Source organism: Reyranella sp. (assembly GCF_965229815.1).
Classification (GTDB): domain Bacteria; phylum Pseudomonadota; class Alphaproteobacteria; order Reyranellales; family Reyranellaceae; genus Reyranella.
Genome location: NZ_CBDDJN010000002.1, coordinates 1224405 through 1243714, shown reverse-complemented (window position 1 = coordinate 1243714; position 19310 = coordinate 1224405). Strand labels below are relative to the sequence as shown.

At 70.2% G+C, this 19310-nt stretch carries 21 protein-coding genes; 9 read left to right on the top strand and 12 right to left on the bottom strand.

Going from position 1 to position 19310, the window contains the following annotated elements; all coding sequences use genetic code 11:
• Positions 1-95 precede the first annotated feature (95 nt).
• Together ACO073_RS06400 and ACO073_RS06395 are read right to left on the bottom strand one after the other, a co-directional pair.
• Complete coding sequence (locus ACO073_RS06400) at positions 96-965, bottom strand: LytTR family DNA-binding domain-containing protein (protein WP_421996321.1); 870 nt, start codon at positions 963-965, stop codon at positions 96-98.
• Positions 966-970: 5 nt separating this feature from the next.
• On the bottom strand, positions 971-2302 hold the full coding sequence (locus tag ACO073_RS06395) for an alpha/beta fold hydrolase (RefSeq protein WP_421996320.1): 1332 nt from the start codon (positions 2300-2302) through the stop codon (positions 971-973).
• Positions 2303-2312: 10 nt separating this feature from the next.
• Here ACO073_RS06395 and ACO073_RS06390 point away from each other — a divergent pair, with 10 nt between their 5' ends.
• From ACO073_RS06390 to ACO073_RS06380, 3 genes are read left to right on the top strand one after another with little or no spacing between them, the layout of a single operon-like run.
• Positions 2313-2588, top strand: a complete 276-nt coding sequence (locus ACO073_RS06390; protein ID WP_421996319.1) for a hypothetical protein — start codon at positions 2313-2315, stop codon at positions 2586-2588.
• A gap of 35 nt (positions 2589-2623) precedes the next feature.
• Positions 2624-3268, top strand: a complete 645-nt coding sequence (gene phaR, locus ACO073_RS06385) for a polyhydroxyalkanoate synthesis repressor PhaR (protein ID WP_421996318.1) — start codon at positions 2624-2626, stop codon at positions 3266-3268.
• Positions 3269-3271: 3 nt separating this feature from the next.
• Positions 3272-3460: a DUF1289 domain-containing protein gene (locus ACO073_RS06380; RefSeq protein ID WP_421996317.1), complete on the top strand. Its 189-nt coding sequence runs from the start codon at positions 3272-3274 to the stop codon at positions 3458-3460.
• 215 nt (positions 3461-3675) lie between these two features.
• On the opposite strand, the gene ACO073_RS06375 is transcribed toward ACO073_RS06380, so the two are convergent.
• Complete coding sequence (locus ACO073_RS06375) at positions 3676-4485, bottom strand: enoyl-CoA hydratase/isomerase family protein (protein WP_421996316.1); 810 nt, start codon at positions 4483-4485, stop codon at positions 3676-3678.
• 77 nt (positions 4486-4562) lie between these two features.
• Between ACO073_RS06375 and ACO073_RS06370 the strand changes: the two genes are divergently transcribed.
• Positions 4563-6164 (top strand): serine hydrolase domain-containing protein, encoded by a 1602-nt coding sequence (locus tag ACO073_RS06370; RefSeq protein WP_421996315.1) that lies wholly within the window; start codon positions 4563-4565, stop codon positions 6162-6164.
• Between the two features lie 93 nt (positions 6165-6257).
• Here the strand turns inward: ACO073_RS06370 and ACO073_RS06365 are convergent, their stop codons facing one another.
• From ACO073_RS06365 to ACO073_RS06335, 7 genes are all read right to left on the bottom strand, one after another.
• Positions 6258-7283 (bottom strand): amino acid ABC transporter substrate-binding protein, encoded by a 1026-nt coding sequence (locus tag ACO073_RS06365; RefSeq protein ID WP_421996314.1) that lies wholly within the window; start codon positions 7281-7283, stop codon positions 6258-6260.
• Positions 7284-7328: 45 nt separating this feature from the next.
• Positions 7329-8105 (bottom strand): succinate dehydrogenase iron-sulfur subunit, encoded by a 777-nt coding sequence (locus tag ACO073_RS06360; protein ID WP_421996313.1) that lies wholly within the window; start codon positions 8103-8105, stop codon positions 7329-7331.
• Positions 8106-8133: 28 nt separating this feature from the next.
• Positions 8134-9978, bottom strand: coding sequence for a succinate dehydrogenase flavoprotein subunit (gene sdhA / locus ACO073_RS06355; RefSeq protein ID WP_421996312.1), 1845 nt, complete (start codon positions 9976-9978; stop codon positions 8134-8136).
• 2 nt (positions 9979-9980) lie between these two features.
• Positions 9981-10367, bottom strand: a complete 387-nt coding sequence (gene sdhD / locus ACO073_RS06350) for a succinate dehydrogenase, hydrophobic membrane anchor protein (RefSeq protein ID WP_421996311.1) — start codon at positions 10365-10367, stop codon at positions 9981-9983.
• Between the two features lie 10 nt (positions 10368-10377).
• Positions 10378-10776, bottom strand: coding sequence for a succinate dehydrogenase, cytochrome b556 subunit (gene sdhC, locus ACO073_RS06345; RefSeq protein WP_421996310.1), 399 nt, complete (start codon positions 10774-10776; stop codon positions 10378-10380).
• Between the two features lie 127 nt (positions 10777-10903).
• Positions 10904-11968, bottom strand: coding sequence for a MaoC family dehydratase (locus ACO073_RS06340; RefSeq protein WP_421996309.1), 1065 nt, complete (start codon positions 11966-11968; stop codon positions 10904-10906).
• Positions 11965-12846 carry an HpcH/HpaI aldolase/citrate lyase family protein gene (locus ACO073_RS06335; RefSeq protein WP_421996308.1) on the bottom strand — a complete coding sequence of 294 codons (882 nt, stop codon included), beginning with the start codon at positions 12844-12846 and terminating at the stop codon, positions 11965-11967. Before ACO073_RS06335 ends, ACO073_RS06340 begins: the two co-directional genes overlap by 4 nt.
• Before the next feature lie 68 nt (positions 12847-12914).
• Here ACO073_RS06335 and pdxY point away from each other — a divergent pair, with 68 nt between their 5' ends.
• Genes pdxY through ACO073_RS06310 form a run of 5 tightly spaced genes read left to right on the top strand, consistent with a single transcriptional unit; the run spans position 12915 to position 16758 of the window.
• Positions 12915-13778, top strand: a complete 864-nt coding sequence (gene pdxY / locus ACO073_RS06330; protein WP_421996307.1) for a pyridoxal kinase PdxY — start codon at positions 12915-12917, stop codon at positions 13776-13778.
• 6 nt (positions 13779-13784) lie between these two features.
• Positions 13785-14480 carry a LysE family translocator gene (locus ACO073_RS06325; protein WP_421996306.1) on the top strand — a complete coding sequence of 232 codons (696 nt, stop codon included), beginning with the start codon at positions 13785-13787 and terminating at the stop codon, positions 14478-14480.
• Positions 14481-14540: 60 nt separating this feature from the next.
• On the top strand, positions 14541-15479 hold the full coding sequence (locus ACO073_RS06320) for a radical SAM protein (protein WP_421996305.1): 939 nt from the start codon (positions 14541-14543) through the stop codon (positions 15477-15479).
• Positions 15476-16165, top strand: coding sequence for a TIGR04283 family arsenosugar biosynthesis glycosyltransferase (locus tag ACO073_RS06315; protein ID WP_421996304.1), 690 nt, complete (start codon positions 15476-15478; stop codon positions 16163-16165). Before ACO073_RS06320 ends, ACO073_RS06315 begins: the two co-directional genes overlap by 4 nt.
• Positions 16162-16758: a TIGR04282 family arsenosugar biosynthesis glycosyltransferase gene (locus ACO073_RS06310; protein WP_421996303.1), complete on the top strand. Its 597-nt coding sequence runs from the start codon at positions 16162-16164 to the stop codon at positions 16756-16758. Before ACO073_RS06315 ends, ACO073_RS06310 begins: the two co-directional genes overlap by 4 nt.
• On the opposite strand, the gene ACO073_RS06305 is transcribed toward ACO073_RS06310, so the two are convergent.
• Both ACO073_RS06305 and ACO073_RS06300 read right to left on the bottom strand, forming a co-directional pair.
• Positions 16748-18172 (bottom strand): tetratricopeptide repeat protein, encoded by a 1425-nt coding sequence (locus tag ACO073_RS06305; protein ID WP_421996302.1) that lies wholly within the window; start codon positions 18170-18172, stop codon positions 16748-16750. The two genes, ACO073_RS06310 and ACO073_RS06305, sit on opposite strands and share 11 nt — an antisense overlap.
• A gap of 70 nt (positions 18173-18242) precedes the next feature.
• Positions 18243-19256 (bottom strand): aspartate-semialdehyde dehydrogenase, encoded by a 1014-nt coding sequence (locus ACO073_RS06300; RefSeq protein WP_421996301.1) that lies wholly within the window; start codon positions 19254-19256, stop codon positions 18243-18245.
• Between the last annotated feature and the right edge of the window lie 54 nt (positions 19257-19310).

Here is a 19310-nt window from a genome sequence, read left to right as displayed (position 1 = left end):
CAGGCCGTTGAATTCGCGTCGAATTGTGACGACCGGCGAGCCCGGTGGGACGACCGGCGCGCCGCCGGGGACGTCCGGTCGGGCCCTCCCCCGCTCTAGGACCGGACGGGCACCAGCGCTTCGAAGCGGGCGCGGTAGCGGCGGCTCAGGTTCACCTCGGCGCCATCCTGCAGGCGGATGCGCCAGTCGCCGCTCACCCAGGGGGTGACCTCGGCGATCCGCGCCACGTTCACCACGAACGACTTGTGGACCCGCACGAAACGCCGGGGATCGAGCTCGCCCTCGAGGCGGCTCAGCGACGAGCGGATCTCGAGCGTGTCGCCGCCGACATGCAGGACGGCGTAGTTCCCGGCCGCCTCGATCCAGTCGATGTCGGCCACCTCGACCAGGATCTCCCGGCCCTTCTTGCGCACGGCGAAGCGCTCGGGCAGGGGCGCCGCGCCGGAAGCCGCATCCGCAGCGGGTGCCTCGGCCGATTGCGCCGGCGGCGGCGCGGCCGCCGGGGTGGACACGGCGGGACGGCCGAAGAAATGGCGCATCGCCATCACCCCGGCACTCAGCATGCCGTAGGTGACGATGTCCTTGGCGAACTCGTAGGCCAGCCGGTCGACGGTCAGCGGGAACACGTAGGGCTCGCCCTGGATTCCGGCGAACCACAGAAGGCGCAGGGCGGTCATGCCGACCGTGTGCAGCAGGCTGAAGGGCAGGAGCGCTGCCGCGTGGACGAGAAGATTGCGCGGCGGTCCGGGTATCGGCCAGCGCCTGTGGAGCCAGTACAGGGCCGGCAGCAGGGCAGCGACGACCAGATGGCTCGAGACCTCGATGACCATCGCCCGGCCGAACGAGATCGGCTGGCCGCGGCTCGCCTCGTTGGCGACCTCGACATGGGCGTGCGCGAACACCGACACGGTGAGCAGCGCCGCCCACACCGCGACCTCGCGCCCGTCCACGGACCGACGTTCCATCGGCGTCAGCGGCGCTTGGCCGGGATGTCGGCCAGCCAGCCGAGCAGCGGCGTCCAGCAGAGGTCGCGCGCGCGGCCGCTCACCACCATGCCGATATGGCCGAGCGGCACGTCGACGCGCGTCGCGCGCCTGAGGCCGCGGCGCGGGTCGACCAGCGCCGCCGCCGACGGGGGCGGCACGATGCGGTCGCCCGACGGGATCATCACCAGGGACGGCACCCTGATCCGGGCCGGGACGATGCGCCGTCCGTCGACCACCCACCGGCCGGTGCCGGGCAGGTTGGCGCCGTACCAGTCGACCAGGCACTCGCGGGCGGCCGGCCCGGCCAGGGGCGCGCCGCCGTTCAGCCAATCTTCCAGCAGCACGAACTCCTGGGCCGGCTGGCCGTTGGGGGCCATGCCGAGGAAGCGGGAAAATTTCTTCACCGCCAGCCAGGGGTCGAGCGACCAGAACAGCGTCTGCAGGATGTCGACGGGCAGCTCGCCCACGCGGTCCGCCATCTCGGCCAGCAGCGGCCCGGCCGACAGCAGGAAGGCATGGCCGGTGCGGTCGGCCTCGAAATCCCAGGGCGCGGCCAGCAGCGCCAGGCCGGCGACGCGCCGCGGCCGGCGCGCGGCCAGCGCCACGGCAAGCGTGCCGCCCATGCAGTAGCCCATCACGGCCGGCGCGCGCCGCGCGCGACGGGCGACGAAGGACGCCGCGCGCTCGAGACGGCCGACATAGGCCGCGAGGTCGAAGCCGCGTTCGTGCGCGTCCGGCGTGCCCCAGTCGACCAGGTAGGGTCGCAGGCCGCGCGCCGCCATGGCCCGCAACAGGCTCTTCTCGGCCGTGAGGTCGAGGACCTCCCAGCGGTTGATGAGCGAGGGCACGACCAGGACGGCGCGCGCGCCGCGCACCCGCGCCGAGCGATGGGTCGCGCCATAGTCGAGCAGGCGTGTGCTGCCTTCGGCCCAGACCGGCGGCGGGTCGACCAGCGTGCGCCGCACGGGATGATCGCGATAGGCGAGCACGCCGTCGGCCAGCCGCCGCAGGCGGCGGCCGATCTCGCGCCGCAGCGCATCCTCGAAGCGGCCGCTGCCGGACCGGGCCTCGAGCGCGCGCGCCTCGACCAGCAGGGCGGGAATGGTGTCAGGCGCCGTCGTCTCCGGGGCCGGGCCCGGCCCCGGTTCCGTCCCCGGGGCGGGCGTCTGCGTCGAGCCGGGCCTCGAGCTGGCGGAGTCGGGCTTCCAGAGCTTCAACGCGCTTTCGGAGCTCGCCCACGTCATCAGCGCCGTGCCCAGGTGCAGGGGGAGCGGACGCGGACCCAGGCGGCGCTGTCCGGGAGGGCTGGCTTCCATGCTGTGCTCCTTGGGCCGCCTGCAGCGCGGCGGCCATCTGGGCGTTCGCGGCCGCGAACAGACGGGCGATCTGCTCGGTCAGCGCCTCGTCCGCGGCGAGGCCCGCGAGCTGGCTCTGCCACAGGTCGAGATAGCGCCGGGCCAGTCGATCGAAATCGCCGGAATCGTCGTCGTCGGGGGCCATGCGCAAAGTATACCGCATCGGCGCGCGAACGTTGCTTTCGCAACCGCAATGGCCGCCTTGTCGCACTGCGGCAGCGGCGCTAAGGTGACCCATCCGCTGTGAACGGGTGTTCATCATCCGCGAGGGAGCGAAGCGTAATGGCCGAACAGGCACGACCCGATGGCGGACCCAAACCGGATCCCGTCGTCATCAAGAAGTACGCGAACCGCCGGCTCTACAACACCGCGACCTCCGCCTACGTGACGCTCGAACACCTGTCGCAGATGGTGAAGGACAAGAAGGATTTCGTGGTCTACGACGCCAAGACCGGCGACGACATCACGCGCCCGGTGCTGACGCAGATCATCTTCGAGGAGGAGAGCAAGGGCGGCCAGACCCTTCTGCCGATCCCCTTCCTGCGCCAGCTCATCTCGTTCTACGGCGACAGCCTGCAGGGCGTGGTGCCGCAGTATCTCGAAATGTCGATGACGCAGTTCGCGCGCAACCAGGAGCAGATGCGGCGCTACCTGCAGAATGCCTTCGGCTTCAATCCGTTCCAGCAGTTCGAGGCGATGGGCAAGCAGAACATGGCGATGTTCGAGAACGCCATGCGCATGTTCAATCCGTTCCAGCGCCCGCCCGGCAGCCCGGACGCGCCGGCTGCCGCCAACGGCCAGGAGCCGGCCGCGGCCAAGGACGAGACGGCGGTGGCGGCGGCGCCAACCGAGGGCGCGATCGACGACCTCAAGCGCAAGCTCGACGAGCTGCAGGCCCAGCTCTCGGAACTGAGCAAGAAGCCCTGAGCCATGGGTGACGGCCCACCGCCCCTGCGTCGCGTGATGTCGCCCTGCATCGGCATCTGCACGCTCGACCGCACCAGCGGCTTCTGCCTCGGCTGCAAGCGCACCGTCGCGGAGATCGGCCGCTGGATGGCGATGGACGACGTCCAGCGCCAGGCCGTGCTCGACGAACTGCCGGGCCGGAAGATCGCCTAGACTAGGAGCGCGGACCTCCTGGTCCGCTCATATCGTCCTGAGCTAAGCGCGTTCATGTCAGGACGACAAACCATGAGCGGACCGGGAGGTCCGCGCTCCGGCAAGACGCTCGCCCGAAGTTCGCCTCAGGTTCGCTGTCATCCCGAGCGCAGCGAGGGACCTTTAGCGCAACAGCAAAGGTCCCTCGCTGCGCTCGGGATGACACCCGTCGCGCCCTATCGTCCCTTGAACACCGGCTTGCGCTTCTCGCGGAACGCGGACGTGCCTTCGCGGTAGTCCTCGGTGAGGCCGGTCAGAACGTTCTGGTCGGCGTCCATGTGGGAACCGAGATCGTCGAGGGCGTGGGCCAGCCGGTTGACGGTGCTCTTGGTCATGCGCACCGGGATCGGCGGCTGGCGGGCGATGCGCTCGCCGAATGCCATCGCCGCGGCCAGCGCCTGGCCGTCGTCGACCACCGTCTCGACCAGACCCCAGTCGAGCGCCTCGGCGGCGGAGATGCGGTCGGAGGCCAGGATGACCGCCTGCTTGGTCCGCGCCGGGCCCATGAGGGCGAGCATGCGCGGGATCGAGCCCCAGCTCATGTTCATGCCGAGCTCGACCTCGGGAATGCGGAAGTGCGCGCCGCGGCCGCAGAAGCGGAAGTCGAGCGACACGACCAGCGCCGCGCCGCCACCGACGCAGTGGCCCTCGATGGCGGCGATGGTCACCGCATCCATGTCCTGCCAGGCCTTGCACATGCGGGGGCCGAGGCGCTGGCGATGGATGCGCTCGCCGACCGGCAGCGCGTCGCGCTGGCGGCCTTCCGGATCCTTGAGGTCGAAGCCGGCCGAGAAGGCCTTCGCCGAGCCGGTCAGGATCACCACCGAAGTCTCGAGATCGTCCTCGAAGTCGCGCGGCACCTCGCGCAGCTCGCGCATCGCCTGGTGGCTGAGCGCGTTGATGCCGTCGCCGCGATCGAAGCGCACCACGGCGATCCGTCCCTGCGGGCCGAGGCCCTTCTCGACCGTGACAAAGCGGCGTTCCATCGACGCATTCCTCCCGTGTTCGGCCAAGCGTAGCGCCTCGGCTTTACAAGCGCGAGCCGCTTGGCTTGGATGGCCCCATGTCGAACACGCTTGGTTTCCTGTCGCTCGAACGCCGCATCGACGCGAAGTTCGCCCGTTACACCAAACCCGGATCGCCGGGCGCCGTCGTCGCCGTGGCGCAGGGCGGCACGATCGGGATCTGCAAGGGCTACGGCCTCGCCAGCATCGAGCATCGCGTGCCGATCACGCCGCAGACGCGCTTCCGCATCGCCTCGGTCAGCAAGCAGTTCACCGTCACCGCGGCGCTGATGCTGGCGGCGGAGGGCCGGCTCGATCTCGCCGATCCACCGCACAAGCATCTCAAGGAGCTGAAGCCGCTGCCCGTCACCATCGACCAGATGATGCGCAATTCGAGCGGCCTGCCCGATTTCCTCGAGCTGCTGCGGATGGGCGGGCACGGGCTCGACAAGCCGGCGCGCGCCGCCGACTTCCTCGCCGCCTGCGCGCGCAACGGCCATCTGAACTTCGCGCCGGGCAGCCGCTTCCTCTACAGCAACACCAACTTCCTGCTGCTGGGCCACATCATCGAGCGGCTGACGAAGCAGACGCTGGGCGCGTTCCTGCAGGAGCGCATCTTCGGACCGCTCGGCATGACGCGGACCATGCTGGCGGCGGACATCGACACCGTGATCCCCGACCTCGCCACCGGCTATCTCGGCGACGAGGAGAAGGGCTTCCGGCGCGCCGGGCATGCCTATCCGCAGGGCGGCGAGGGCGGCCTCACCTCCAGCGTCGAGGACCTGCTGATCTGGAGCCGCCATTACGACCATCCGGTGCTGGGCAAGACCCTGCCGGCCGAGCTCGCGGCGGAAGCGCCCCTCACCGGCGGCCACGCCAACCACTATCGCCGCGGCGTCGGCATCGGCGAGGTGCGCGGCCTGGAAACGCTGGGCCATGGCGGACTGTGGCCGGGCTTCCGCACCGAGTTCCTGCGCGTGCCGGCGGCCGACCTCACCGTCATCGTCATCGCCAACCTGGGCAGCATCGACCCGTGGCGGCTGGCCCAGGCCATCGCGGCCGACGCGCTGGAGGGCGACAGGCGGCTGAAGCCCGCTTTGCCGCCGATCGCCGAGTCCGAGATCAAGCCGATCGCCGGCACCTGGTTCAACGCCGACGAGCCGTCGCTGTTCGAGCTGGCCTGGAAGGACGGCGAGGCCGTGGTGACCCAGAACGGCCTGCCTTTCGTGCTGGGCCGCCGCGCCGGCGGCTGGTTCGGCGCCGAGCGCGGCTCGTTCGAGTTCAAGCTGAAGCCGGGCAAGGACGGACTGCGCGTCGACCTGGGCGCGGGCCGGGTGCTGGCGTTCGCGAAGCTCGGCCGGCGCAAGGCGGTCCCGGCCGCGCTGGCCGGCACCTACGCGTCGGCCGATTCCGGCGCCACCTGGACCATCGCCCGCGCGGGCGAGGGCTGGGAGCTCAGCGTCAGCGGGCCCCTGGTCGCCCGCGAGCCGGCCTGGTCGGTGGAGGGGATCGACGCCGACACGGTCGAGACCCGGATGCCGGCCGGCTGGATCGTCGCGACCCAGCTCGCGCACCTGGTGCGGGACGACAAGGGCCGGATCGAGGCGCTCGAGGTCTCGAGCGGCCGCATCAAGAAGATGCGGTTCGAGCGGGTGGCGTGAGCTCTCAAACCGACTAAAGGCTCATGCTCCTCTCCCCCTCGCGGGGGAGAGGAACATGAGGCATGACGAGGAAGAGCAGCGCGCTCCCGACAATCAGCGGAACGGGATGGCGTAGAGCAGGCCGCCGTTGGTCCACAGCGCGTTCTGGCCGCGCTCGAGCTTGAGCGGCGTCGTCGTGCCGACGTTGCGGTCGAAGGTCTCGCCGTAGTTCCCGATCTGCTTGATGACGTTGTACATCCACTTCTCGTCGACCCCGACCGCCTTGCCGTAGCCCGGCGTCACGCCGAGGAAGCGCTTGATGACGGGATCGTCGCTCTTCAGCATCTCGTCGACGTTCCTGGAGCTGATGCCGAGCTCCTCGGCCTCGATCATGCCCATCAGGGTCCACTTCACGAGGTCCAGCCACTGGTCGTCGCCGTGGCGGACGATCGGTCCCAGCGGCTCCTTGGAGATGCGCTCGGGCAGGATCGTGTGCTCGCCCTTGCCGGCGAGCTGGCCGGCGCGCACCGCCGCGAGGCCCGAGGCGTCGGTCGTGTAGACGTCGCAGCGGCCGGCCGAGTAGGCCTGCAGAAGCTCGTCCAGCTTCTCGATCAGCACCGGCTTGAAGGTCATCTTGTTCTTGCGGAACCAGTCGGCGAGGTTGAGCTCGGTGGTGGTGCCGGGCTGTACGCAGACGGTGGCGCCGTTCAGCTCCCTGGCGCTCTTGATGCCGCTCTTGGTCGGCACCATGAAGCCCTGGCCGTCGTAGAAGTTGACGCCGGCGATGTTGAAGCCGAGCGAGGTGTCGCGCATCAGCGTCTGGGTGGCGTTGCGGGTGATGACGTCGACCTCGCCCGACTGCAGGGCGACGAAGCGCTGCTGCGCCGTGGTCGGCGTGAACTTCACCTTCTCGGCGTCGCCGAACATCGCGGCGGCGATCGCCTTGCAGAGGTCGACGTCGAGGCCGGTCCACTTGCCCTGGCTGTCGGCCATCGAGAAGCCGGCCAGGCCGGTGTTGACGGCGCACTGCACGAAGCCCTTGGCCTTGACGGCGTCGAACGTCTGGCCGGCCGAGGCCGGCAGCGCCGCGACGGTGGCGGCTCCCGCCAGCGCGGCGGCGGCAACGATTTTCTGAAGCATCCCTGACCCCACGGTTGTTGTGGGGTCAGCATAGCAAAGAACGCGCTAGATCGTGCGCTCGACCATCAGCTTCTTGATCTCGGCGATCGCCTTCGCCGGATTGAGATGCTTGGGGCAGGTCTTGGTGCAGTTCATGATCGTGTGGCAGCGGTACAGCCGGAACGGATCCTCGAGCTGGTCGAGCCGCTCGCCCTTGGCCTCGTCGCGGCTGTCGGCCAGCCAGCGATAGGCCTGCAGCAGGATGGCCGGGCCGAGATAGCGCTCGCCGTTCCACCAGTAGGACGGGCAGGAGGTCGAGCAGCAGAAGCACAGGATGCACTCCCACAGCCCGTCGAGCTTGGCGCGCTCCTCCGGCGACTGGAGGCGCTCGCGCGTCGGCGGCTGGGTGGTCGACTTCAGCCACGGCTCGATCGAGGAGAGCTGGGCGTAGGGCACGTTGAGGTCGGGCACCAGGTCCTTCACCACCGGCATGTGCGGCAGCGGGTAGATCTTGATGTCGCCCTTCACGTCCGAGATGTACTTGGTGCAGGCCAGCGTGTTCGTGCCGTCGATGTTCATGGCGCACGAGCCGCACACGCCCTCGCGGCAGGAGCGCCGGAAGGTGAGCGAGCTGTCCATCTCGTTCTTGATCTTGATCAGCGCGTCCAGGACCATCGGACCGCAGGTGTCCATGTCGACTTCGTAGGTGTCGAGGCGCGGGTTCTTGCCGTCTTCCGGCGTCCAGCGATAGACCTTGAAGGTCTTGATGTTCCTGGCGCCCGGCGCCTTGTAGGTCTCGCCGGTACCGACCTTGGAATTGGCGGGCAGTGCAAACTCAGCCATCGCTTCCTCTCGAACTCCGTACGCGCGACTAGTACACGCGGGCCTTGGGCGGGAACGACTGCACGTCGTTGCTCATCGGCTGCAGGTTGACCGGCCGGTAGTCGATGCGGGTCTTGCCGGACGCCTCGTCGACCCAGACGACCGTGTGCTTCAGCCAGTTCTGGTCGTCGCGCTCGGGGAAATCCTCGTGCGCATGGGCGCCGCGGCTCTCGTGGCGGTTGGCCGCGGAGTAGATCGTGCCCATCGCCTGCAGGATCAGGTTCTGGAACTCCAGCGTCTCCATGAGATCGGAATTCCAGATCATCGAGCGATCCTTGACCCGGATGTCGTCCTTGCCGGCGAACACCGTGTCCATGTTGGCGCAGCCCTCGGCCAGGCTCTTGGTGGTGCGGAACACCGCGCAGTCGTTCTGCATGGTCTTCTGCATCCGCGCGCGGAGCTCGGCCGTCGGCGTGCTGCCGTTGGCGTGGCGCATCTTGTCGAGGCGGGCGAGCGCGTCCTCGCCGGCGTTCTTCAGCTGCTTGTGCGGCGCGTTCGGCGTCAGCCGCTCGGCAACCCGGTTGGCGGCCGAGCGGCCGAACACGACCAGCTCGAGCAGCGAGTTCGAGCCCAGCCGGTTGGCGCCGTGCACGCCGATCGAGGCAGCCTCGCCCAGCGCCATCAGGCCGGGCACCGCGGCAAACGGATCGCCGTCGCGGACGGTCATCGCCTCGCAGTGGTAGTTCGCCGGGATGCCGCCCATGTTGTAGTGGCAGGTCGGCAGGATGGGGATCGGCTGGCGCGTGACGTCGACGCCGGCGAAGATCCGCGCCGTCTCGGCGATGCCGGGCAGGCGCTCGTGGATGACCTTCGGGTCCAGATGCTCGACGTGCAGCTCGATATAGTCCTTGTTGGGACCGCAGCCGCGGCCCTCGCGGATCTCGATGGTCATCGAGCGGCTGACGACGTCGCGGCTGGCGAGGTCCTTGGCCGACGGCGCGTAGCGCTCCATGAAGCGCTCGCCGCTGGCGTTGGTGACGTAGCCGCCCTCGCCGCGCACGCCCTCGGTGATCAGGCAGCCGGCGCCGTAGATGCCGGTCGGATGGAACTGCACGAACTCGAGGTCCTGCAGGGGCAGGCCGGCGCGCAGCACCATGGCGCCGCCGTCGCCGGTGCAGGTGTGGGCCGAGGTCGCGGTCTGGTAGACGCGGCCGTAGCCGCCGGTCGCCAGCACCGTCTGGTGGGCGCGGAAGCGATGGATCGTGCCGTCATCGAGGTTCCAGGCCATGACGCCGCGGCACACGCCCTCGTCCATGATCAGGTCGAGCGCGAAGTACTCGATGAAGAACTCGGCGTGGTTCCGCAGCGACTGCTGGTAGAGGGTGTGGAGGATGGCGTGGCCGGTGCGGTCGGCGGCGGCGCAGGTGCGGTGCGCGATGCCCTTGCCGAACTCGGTCGTCATGCCGCCGAACGGGCGCTGGTAGATCTTGCCCTCGGGCGTGCGGCTGAACGGCACGCCGAAATGCTCGAGCTCGATGATGGCCGGGATGCCGTCGCGGCACATGTACTCGATGGCGTCCTGGTCGCCCAGCCAGTCCGACCCCTTGACGGTGTCGTACATGTGCCAGCGCCAGTCGTCGGGCCCCATGTTGCCCAGCGCCGCCGAGATGCCGCCCTGCGCCGCCACCGTGTGGCTGCGGGTCGGGAACACCTTGGTGATGCAGGCGGTCTTGAAGCCCTTGTTGGCCATGCCGAAGGTCGCGCGCAGGCCCGAGCCGCCCGCGCCCACGACGACCACGTCATACTCGTGGTCGATGACGGTGTAGGCCGTGCCGCCGATGTTGATCGTGCCGGCAGCGGCGCCGTCGCCCTTGCCGTTGGTCGCCTCGGCCATCGTCAGCCTCCAAGTCCGATACGCAGGATGGCCACGGTACCGGCCAGCCCGAACAACACCGCGATGAAACGCACCAGCACGATCAGCGCGAGCTTGACGCCGTCGTTGTGGACGTAGTCCTCGATCACGACCTGCACGCCGAGCTGGCCGTGGTGCAGGCCGATCACGATGGTCAGGATCAGCAGCACCATCACGAAGGGCGAGCCGATCCAGGCGCGCACGACGCCGTAGTCGGCGCCGCTGATCATCACCAGCGACACCGCGAACCAGATGACCAGCGGCACCAGCGCGATGGCGGTCAGGCGCTGCGCCCACCAGTGATGCAGCCCGTCCTTGGCCGAGCCGAGGCCGCGGGCGCGGGAAAGGGGAGTCCGGAGGTCGCCGTTCATCGCTTGCTCCTCACGCCAGGCTGAGGCCGACGATCCACGACGCCAGCGTCGCGACCGCCGACACGGCCACGACGATCCAGCCGCTCATGTAGGCTTCCTTGAGCTCGAAACCGTAGCCGGCGTCCCAGAACAGGTGCCGGATGCCGTTGCAGAGGTGATACCAGAGGCAGAACAGCCAGCCGCCGAGGACGAGGCGTCCCAGGATCGAGGCGTTGAAGGCCTGGAACTTGGCGTAGGTGCCGGGGTCCGCCGAAGCGAACACGACCCAGGCCACGAGGTAGAGCGCGCCGACGGACAGCGCGATGCCGGTGGCGCGATGCAGGATCGACAGGACGGAGGTCAGTTGCGGCCGGTAGACCTGCAAATGCGGTGAAAGAGGCCGATGTACCGGCCGATTGGCAACGCTCATCGCGTAGGAACCTCGAATGCCCGAAGCGGGTCGGGCTTTTTTAGCGCCCAGCCGCCTCAAGTCAACGAAAGTCACCGACGCGGGTGCGTTAAGTGCCCGGATTTCCAAGCGAAATTGAGCCGCCCCCTCACGTCCGTCGCGGCATCAGCAGCCAGTAGTCGAGGTCGAGCACGACGGCCGGGTGATACTTTCCATCCGCCTGCTTGCCGGGCCACGCGGAGCAGGGGCAATCCTTCGCCGCAATAAGTCTCATTCGCAGAGTGCCCAGATCCTCGCGGCCGGGCAGCGGCGCCGTCTCCAGCACCTCGGACCAGGCATAGATCGTGTCGCCGCCGAAGGTCGGCCCGACATGGCTGCCGGCATTGATGGCGGCCAGCCGGAAACCGTTGGCCAGGCCGTTGAACGACAGGGCCCGCGCCACCGAGATGATGTGGCCGCCATAGGCCAGCCGCCGGCCGAACCGGGTGTTCTTGCCCTGGAAGGCGTCGAAATGGACCCGCGCGGTGTTCTGGTAGAGCCGCGTCGAGAACATGTGGTCGGAATCCTCGAGCGTGATGCCGCTCACATGGTCGATGCGCTCGCCCGGCCGGTAGTCCTCCCAGCGGTGCGGCGAGCCGGCCAGCGCATCGTCCCAGGCGCCGAGCCGCAGCCCCTCCGGCACGATCAGGTCGGCGGGCGCGACCGAGGGCGCCGTCTTCGGCGCCGACGGCGCCGCCACCTCGGCCCGCGGGTCGCGCTTGTGCACCATCACCCAGCGCACGTAGTCCAGCACCATCTCGCCCTTCTGGTTGGTGCCGGTGGAGCGCACCCAGACCACGCCGCTCGCCCTGTTCGAGTTCTCGCGCAGGCCGAGCACCGTCGAGCGGGCCTGCAGCGTGTCGCCGGGATAGACCGGCACGCCCCAGCGGAACTCGGCGTAGCCGAGGTTGGCGACGGCGTTCAGCGAGATGTCGTTCACCGTCTTGCCGATCACGACATGGAAGACCAGCAGGTCGTCCAGCGGCGCCCGGGGCAGGCCGATCGCGCGCGCGAACTCGTCCGACGAGTTGACGGCGAAGCGCGAGCCGTAGAGCCCGACGTTCAGCGCCGCGTCCGCCTCGGTCAGCGTGCGCGGCGTGGCGTGGCGGAACTCCTGGCCGACCTGGAAATCCTCGAAGAAGTTGCCGGCGCCGGCGCTCGCCTTGTCGCTCATGCCGCCGCCTGCAGTTCCTTGATCGCGGTCGCCAGCGCGAGCGCCCGCTCGGCCTGCTCGACATGCAGGTTCTCGATCATGCGGCCGTCGACCGTGACCACGCCCTTGCCCTCGGCCTGCGCCTGCCGGAAGGCGGCGACGATCCGGCCGGCCATCTCGAGCTCCTTGTCCGACGGCGCGAAGGCCTGGTTGCAGGGCTCGACCTGGCTGGGATGGATCAGCGTCTTGCCGTCGAAGCCCATCTCCAGCCCCTGCTCGCAGACGGCGCGGAAACCGTCGGCGTCCTGGATGTCGTTGTAGACGCCGTCGAGGATCGTGAGACCGTGGGCGCGTGCCGACAGCATGGCGATGCCGAGCGCCGTCACCATCGGCAGCCGCATCGGCGTGTGGCGCGCCCGCATGTCCTTCACGAGGTCGTTGGTCCCCATGACGAACACGGCGAGCCGGGGATGGGCGCCGGCGATCTCCTCGGCGCGCAGGATCCCCTTGGGCGTCTCCATCATCGCCCAGACCTGCATCGTGGTCGGCGCGCCGGCGGTGTCGAGCAGCGACACGACGTGCGTCACCTCGGCGGCGCTCTCGACCTTCGGCACGAGGACCGCGTCGGCGCCCGAGCCGGCGATCGCCTCGATGTCGGCCGGGCCCCACGGCGTGGTGAGCCCGTTGCAGCGGATGACGATCTCGCGCTTGCCGTAGGCCTTGCTCTCCGCGGCGAGCACGACGTTGGTGCGCGCCGCCTCCTTGGCCTCGGGCGCGACGGCGTCCTCGAGGTCGAAGATCAGCGCATCCGCAGGCAGCGTGCGCGCCTTCTCGAGGGCGCGGGTGTTGGCGCCCGGCATGTAGAGAACGCTGCGACGCGGGCGGACTTTGTTCGACATTGGACGGGCTCCCGGAAAACGCGGCGGACTATAATGGCGAGCCTCCTTGTGGCAAGGTGGCTGCGGCCATGCGCTTCCTTTCGCTTCAGAGCCATGTTGCCTACGGCTACGTGGGCAACCGGGCTGCGACGTTCCCCTTGCAACGATTGGGCCACGAGGTCTGGGCGGTCAACACGGTGGAATTCTCGAACCACACGGGCTACGGCGCCTGGCGTGGGCGCACGGCGCCGGCCGAGCAGGTCGCCGAGATCGTGGCCGGCATCGAGGCGCTCGGCCTGCTGCCGCGCTGCGACGCGCTGCTGACCGGCTATGTCGGCGACGCCGCCCTGGCCGACGTCGTGCTCGACACGGCGGGCCGCGTGCGCTCGGCCAACGGCCGCGCCATCTGGTGCTGCGACCCCGTGCTGGGCGACGTCGACACCGGCATCTATGTCCGGCCGGGCATCGACGCCTTCTTCCGCGAGCGCGCCATCCCGGCCGCCGATCTCATCACGCCCAACCATTTCGAGCTCGAGCATCTCACCGGCCGGCGGGTCGCGACGCTCGACGATGCGGTCGTGGCCGCCCGCGGCCTGCTCGGTCGCGGGGCCCAGGGGCCGCGCCTCGCGCTGGTCACCAGCCTGCGCCGCGCCGACGGACCGGCCGACCAGGTCGAGATGCTCGCCGTCAGCCGCGAGGCGGCATGGCGCGTCGTGACGCCGCTGATCGGCTTCGAGATCGCGCCCAACGGCACCGGCGACATGGTGGCCGCGCTGTTCGCCGCGCACTGGATCGCCGGCGGCGACGTGGCGGCGGCGCTTGGCCGCGCCGCCTCCGCCGTCTACGCCGTGCTCGAGGTCACGCTGGCCATGGGCGAGCGCGAGCTGCAGCTCGTCGTCGCCCAGGACCGGCTGGTCGCGCCGCCCCGTTCCTTCGTCGCCCACAAGCTGTAGCGGGCAATGACGGTTCCCGGCTTCATCTTCAATCCGATCATGATCGCCATCGAGGGGGCCGCCATCGGCTTCCTGATCGCCGTGCCGGTCGGGCCGGCGGCGGTGCTCTGCATCCGCCGCTCGATCACCGTCGGCGCGATGGCGGGCTACATGACCGGCATAGGCGCGGCGCTGGGCGACGCGGTGTTCGGCGCCGTGGCGGCCTTCGGCCTGTCGATCGTCGAGCAGTTCGTGGCCGAGCGCGAGGCCTGGCTGCTCGGCATCGGCGGCATCGGGCTGATCATCATGGGATGGGCGACGATGCGCCACCGCCCGCGCACCGTGGGCGACCCGGTCGCCGAGGACCGCGAGCACCAGGTGGCGACGCATTTCCACTACGCCACGTCCAGCTTCTTCATCACCGTCTTCAACCCGCTCACGGTCATCGCCTTCGGCGCCGCCTTCGCCGGCCGCAACCTCGCCGGCGTCAGCAGCAGCCTGCCCGACGCGGCGCTCCTGGTGGCCGCGGTCTTCTGCGGCGCGCTCGCCTGGTGGACGATCATCTGCACGGCGTCGGTGTCGCTGCGCCACCGCTTCACGGGGACCGGCCTCCTGTGGCTCAACCGCGGCTCGGGCATGGTCATCCTGGGCTTCGGCGTGGCGGCGCTGGTCTCGCTGCTGCCGCTGCCGTGGCGCGCCATCGGCCATGCGCTCCGCCTGTAACGAAGGCCGGCCGCGCCGCGAACTGTCCTATAGTGCCGCGATCGTCGCCGAGGTCCGTTGATGCTGTCCCTCCCGCTCGATTCCGCCAAGTTCAGGGATGCGCTGGTCACCGCGCGCGGCGAGGAACGCGCCGAGGTCGGGCTGCGCGCGCTCGAGACGCTGTGGTTCAACACCGGCACGCTCTGCAACCTCACCTGCCGCAACTGCTACATCGAATCCTCGCCGCGCAACGACCGGCTGGCCTGGCTGTCGGCGGCGGAGGTCGCGGCCTATCTCGACGAGATCGAGCGCGACGGGCATGCCACGACGCTGATCGGCTTCACCGGCGGCGAGCCGTTCATGAACCGCGAGCTGCCCGCGATGCTGGACGACGTGCTGTCGCGCGGACTGCGGGCCATCGTGCTGACCAACGCCATGAAGCCGATGCACCACGCGAAGCCCGCCCTGCTCGGCCTGCTGGCGCGCCACGGCGCGCGGCTGACGCTGCGCGTCTCCCTCGACCACTACGGCCGCGCCCTGCACGAGGCCGAGCGCGGTGCCCGAACCTGGAAGCCGACCGTCGAGGGCCTGGTGTGGCTGGCGCAGTCGGGCTTCGACGTCCATGTCGCCGGCCGACGCTTCTCCGACGAGACGGAGGACGAGGTGCGGACGGGCTATGCCCGCCTGTTCGAGCGGCTCGGCGTGGCGATCGATGCCGGCGACCCGGGCCGGCTCGTGCTGTTCCCCGAGATGGATGCCGCGGCGGACGTGCCCGAGATCACGACGGCCTGCTGGGGCATCCTGAAGAAGTCGCCGGACAGCGTCATGTGCGCCACCGCGCGCATGGTGGTGAAGCGCCGGGACGCCGCGGCGCCGGCCGTCGTCGCCTGCACGCTGCTGCCCTACGATCCGCAGTTCGAGCTCGGCGCGACCCTGGCCGAGAGCCGCCGTCCGGTGCGGCTCAACCACCCGCACTGCGCCCGGTTCTGCGTCCTGGGCGGAGCCTCCTGCAGCCAGTGACGGCGCGCATCGACGTCGTCGTCCCGACCCTCGATGCCGCGGCCACCCTGCCGCGGACGCTGGCCGGGCTCGCCGGCGCCGGCTGCGGCCTCGCCCTCGACGTCACCGTGAGCGACGGCGGGTCGAGCGATGCCACCGCGGACATCGCGCGACGGAGCGGCGCCCGCGTGATCGTCACGGAACCCGGTCGCGGCGGCCAGCTCGCGGCCGGCGCCGCGGCGGGCGAAGCGCCCTGGCTGCTCTTCCTGCATGCCGACACGGTCCTGGGCGACGGGTGGTGCGATGCCGTGCGGCAGTTCGTCGACGAGCCGGACAATGCGACACGCGCCGGCCATTTCCGGCTGCGCTTCGACACGACCGACCGGCGCGCCCGCCGCGTCGAACGGCTGGCGGCATGGCGCAGCCGCGCGCTCGGCCTGCCCTACGGCGACCAGGGACTGCTGATCGCGCGCGCCTTCTACCGTCAGACGGGAGGCTTTCGTCCGCTGCCGCTGATGGAGGATGTCGACCTCGTGCGCCGCATCGGACGGCGCCGGCTGGTCGCGCTGCCGGCCGACGCCGTGACCTCGCCGCGCCGCTACGAGCGCGACGGCTGGACCCGCCGGCCGCTGCGCAACCTCACCTGCCTCACGCTCTACCTGGCGGGCGCGCCGCTGCCGGTCGTGCAGCGGCTCTACGGACGATGATCCGCCAGGTCGTGATCTTCGCCCGGGCGCCGCAGCGCGGGCAGGTGAAGCGCCGGCTGGCCCGCGACGTCGGCCCGGCGGCCGCCCTCGCCTTCCATCGGCGGACGCTCGAGGCGCTGATCCGGCGTCTCGAACGCGACGGGCGCTGGCGCGTCTGGCTCTGCGCCACCCCAGACGGCGCGCTCGGCCATCCCGCCTTCCGCGGCCTCGCGCCGGGACGGCGCCGCCCCCAGGGGCGGGGCGATCTCGGCCGGCGCATGCTGCGGCCGTTCCGCGACCTTCCGCCCGGCCCGCTGGCGCTGGTCGGCAGCGACATACCGGCGCTGGCGCCGCGCCACATCGCCCACGCCTTCGATCTGCTCGGTCGCCACGACCTCGTCTTCGGGCCGGCCGGCGACGGCGGCTTCTGGCTGATCGGCGCGCGCCGCAGCCGCCCGCTGCCGGCCCGCCTGTTCGCCGGGGTGCGCTGGTCGACGGAACACGCGTTGGCCGACACGCTGGCGACGATCCCGGCGCACTGGTCGGCGGCGCTGGCCGACACGCTGGACGATGTCGACGATGGTGCGGGACTGCGGCGCGCGCTCAGCCCTTGAGCCGGTCGAGCTCGCGGCGCACGCGGGCGAAGACCGGGTCCCAGTCGCCCGGCCGGTCCTGGCGGAACAGGCGGACCGAGGGGTACCAGGGCGCGCCGTCGCCGCCCAGCCGCCAGCGCCAGTCGGCGGCCGCCGGCGAGAGCACCCAGGTGGGCAGGCCCATGGCGGCGGCGAGATGGGCGATCGGCGCATCGATCGAGATCAGCAGGTCGAGCTGCGACAGCGCCGTGGCGGCCTCGGCGAAATCGAAGATGCCGCGACCGACATCGTGGACCACGCCGCCGGCGCCCGCCTGCTGGATGTCCTTCTGCGGCTGGCCGCCCTGCAGGCTGAACAGCAGCAGCTCGGGATCGCCGGCCAGCGCCAGGAAGCGCGCGAAGGGGATCGACCGCTGGCGGTCCTGCGGCCGGCCGGGCATGGCGGCCCAGCAGATGCCGATGCGCAGCCGCACGCCCTCGACGCGGCCGAGCGTGATGCGACCGTCCTGCGGCGCGCCGAGATAGGGTCCTTCGCACGCCAGCGCCGCGACATCGGCGGCGCAGAGATGCGGCAGCGAGACCATCGAGGCATGCAGGTCGAAGTCCGGCAGCTTCTCGCCCTCGGCCACGACCGCGTCGATATAGTCGGCACCGGCCAGCAGCGCCTTGAGCGGCGCCTGGCACAGCACGATCACTGTGGCGCCGCGCCGCTTGAGCTCGCGCGCGAAGCGCACGAACAGCAGCCCGTCGCCCAGCCCCTGCTCGGGATAGAGCAGGATCCGGCGGCCCGCGACCGGACCGCCGTCCCAGGCGGGCTGGCGGAAGTCGGGCACCGGCGTCTCGGGCAGCCGCTTGCGCGCCTCGTAGGCGGCGAAGCCCTCGGCCAGCTCGCCGCGCATCAGGAGCGCGAGCGCGAGCTCCACCCGGGCGCGCCGGTTGGCGGGTGCGAGCGTCAGCGCCCGGCCGAAGCAGCCCACCGCCTCGTCGAGCCGGTCGAGGTCGCGCAGGCAGAGCGCCAGGTTGAAGAAGCCCTCGGCATAGTCGGGGCTGAGCGAGATCGACCGGAAATGGTGCTTCACCGCCTCGTCGAGGTCCCCGGTGGCGCGCAGCGCATTGCCGAGATTGGAATGGAGCGCGGGATTGTCCGGGTCGGCGGCGAGCGACAGGCGATGATGGCAGACCGAGGCGTCGAGCTTGCCGGCCAGCCGCAGCGCCACGCCGAGATTGTTGTGCAGCTCGGCATGGCCCGGCCGCACCGCCAGCAGCCGCAGGTAGGAGGCGATGGCCTCGTCGAGCCGGCCGGCGCGATGGGCCTGGGCGGCGAGCCGCATCTGCTGGACGAACGTGTCCGCCTCGCTGCCGAACAGCGGAGTCGGCGCCGCGGCGGAGGCCCGCGCGGCGGTGTTCAGAGGGGAAAATGACGAAGTGTCATTCACCCTTCCATATTACCTCAAAGACGCCAGCCAAACATCTGCCGATGAAGGCAAATCAGAACGGAAGGATCCGCTAGATGTAGCTGCGGACCAGTTCCTCGGCGATCTGGATGGCGTTGAGCGCCGCGCCCTTGCGCAGATTGTCGCTGACCACCCACAGGGAGAGGCCGTTGTCGACCGTCGGGTCGGTGCGCACGCGGCTCACGAAGACGCCGTCCTGGCCCGTCACTTCCTGCGGCGTCACGTAGCCGCCGGCCTCGCGGCGGTCGACGACCAGGATGCCCGGCTGGGCGGCCAGCACGCGGCGCGCCTCGTGCTCGTCGAGCGGCCGCTCGAGCTCGAGGTTCACCGCCTCGGCGTGGCCGATGAAGGTCGGCACGCGCACGCAGGTCGCGTGGACCTTGATCTTCGGGTCGAGGATCTTCTTGGTCTCGACCACCATCTTCCATTCCTCCTTGGTCGAACCGTCGTCCATGAAGGTGTCGATGTGGGGGATGACGTTGAAGGCGATCGACTTGGTGAACTTCTTCGGCTCCAGCGTCTGGTTGACGAAGAAGCTCTTGGTCTGGTTCAGCAGCTCGTCCATCGCTTCCTTGCCGGCGCCGGAGGTCGACTGGTAGGTCGAGACCACGACGCGCCGGATCGTTGCGGCGTCGTGGATCGGCTTCAGCGCCACGACCATCTGGATGGTCGAGCAGTTGGGATTGGCGATGATGCCGCGGCCCTTGTAGCCGGCGATCGCCTCGGCATTGACCTCGGGCACAACCAGCGGCACGTCGGGATCCATGCGCCAGTAGGAGGTGTTGTCGATCACCACGGCGCCCGCCTTGGCGGCGCGCGGACTGTGCTCGGCCGACACCTTGGCGCCCGGCGAGCTCAGCACGATGTCGATGCCCTTGAAGTCGAATTTGGCGAGGTCGTGGACCTTCAGGACCGCCTTGTCGCCGAACGAGGTCTGCTTGCCGGCCGACCGGGCCGACGCCAGGGCGACGACGTCATCGGCCGGGAAGTTCCGCTCGGCCAGGATCTGCAACATTTCGCGCCCGACATTGCCGGTCGCGCCGACGACGGCGACTCTGTAGCCCATGGCTCACCTTTTTGAAGGAGCCCGGGAGATACCTCATGCTCCTCTCCCCCGCTA

Bases quoted from the DNA above. Each gene is read 5' to 3' on its own strand.
- ACO073_RS06300 (WP_421996301.1), bottom strand. From the start codon at position 19,256: ATGGGCTACAGAGTCGCCGTCGTCGGCGCGACCGGCAATGTCGGGCGC.
- ACO073_RS06365 (WP_421996314.1), bottom strand. From the start codon at position 7,283: ATGCTTCAGAAAATCGTTGCCGCCGCCGCGCTGGCGGGAGCCGCCACC.
- sdhD (WP_421996311.1), bottom strand. From the start codon at position 10,367: ATGAACGGCGACCTCCGGACTCCCCTTTCCCGCGCCCGCGGCCTCGGC.
- ACO073_RS06310 (WP_421996303.1), top strand. From the start codon at position 16,162: ATGATCCGCCAGGTCGTGATCTTCGCCCGGGCGCCGCAGCGCGGGCAG.
- pdxY (WP_421996307.1), top strand. From the start codon at position 12,915: ATGCGCTTCCTTTCGCTTCAGAGCCATGTTGCCTACGGCTACGTGGGC.
- ACO073_RS06335 (WP_421996308.1), bottom strand. From the start codon at position 12,846: ATGTCGAACAAAGTCCGCCCGCGTCGCAGCGTTCTCTACATGCCGGGC.
- sdhC (WP_421996310.1), bottom strand. From the start codon at position 10,776: ATGAGCGTTGCCAATCGGCCGGTACATCGGCCTCTTTCACCGCATTTG.
- ACO073_RS06360 (WP_421996313.1), bottom strand. From the start codon at position 8,105: ATGGCTGAGTTTGCACTGCCCGCCAATTCCAAGGTCGGTACCGGCGAG.
- sdhA (WP_421996312.1), bottom strand. From the start codon at position 9,978: ATGGCCGAGGCGACCAACGGCAAGGGCGACGGCGCCGCTGCCGGCACG.
- ACO073_RS06325 (WP_421996306.1), top strand. From the start codon at position 13,785: ATGACGGTTCCCGGCTTCATCTTCAATCCGATCATGATCGCCATCGAG.
- phaR (WP_421996318.1), top strand. From the start codon at position 2,624: ATGGCCGAACAGGCACGACCCGATGGCGGACCCAAACCGGATCCCGTC.
- ACO073_RS06400 (WP_421996321.1), bottom strand. From the start codon at position 965: ATGGAACGTCGGTCCGTGGACGGGCGCGAGGTCGCGGTGTGGGCGGCG.
- ACO073_RS06320 (WP_421996305.1), top strand. From the start codon at position 14,541: ATGCTGTCCCTCCCGCTCGATTCCGCCAAGTTCAGGGATGCGCTGGTC.
- ACO073_RS06370 (WP_421996315.1), top strand. From the start codon at position 4,563: ATGTCGAACACGCTTGGTTTCCTGTCGCTCGAACGCCGCATCGACGCG.
- ACO073_RS06340 (WP_421996309.1), bottom strand. From the start codon at position 11,968: ATGAGCGACAAGGCGAGCGCCGGCGCCGGCAACTTCTTCGAGGATTTC.
- ACO073_RS06395 (WP_421996320.1), bottom strand. From the start codon at position 2,302: ATGGAAGCCAGCCCTCCCGGACAGCGCCGCCTGGGTCCGCGTCCGCTC.
- ACO073_RS06375 (WP_421996316.1), bottom strand. From the start codon at position 4,485: ATGGAACGCCGCTTTGTCACGGTCGAGAAGGGCCTCGGCCCGCAGGGA.
- ACO073_RS06380 (WP_421996317.1), top strand. From the start codon at position 3,272: ATGGGTGACGGCCCACCGCCCCTGCGTCGCGTGATGTCGCCCTGCATC.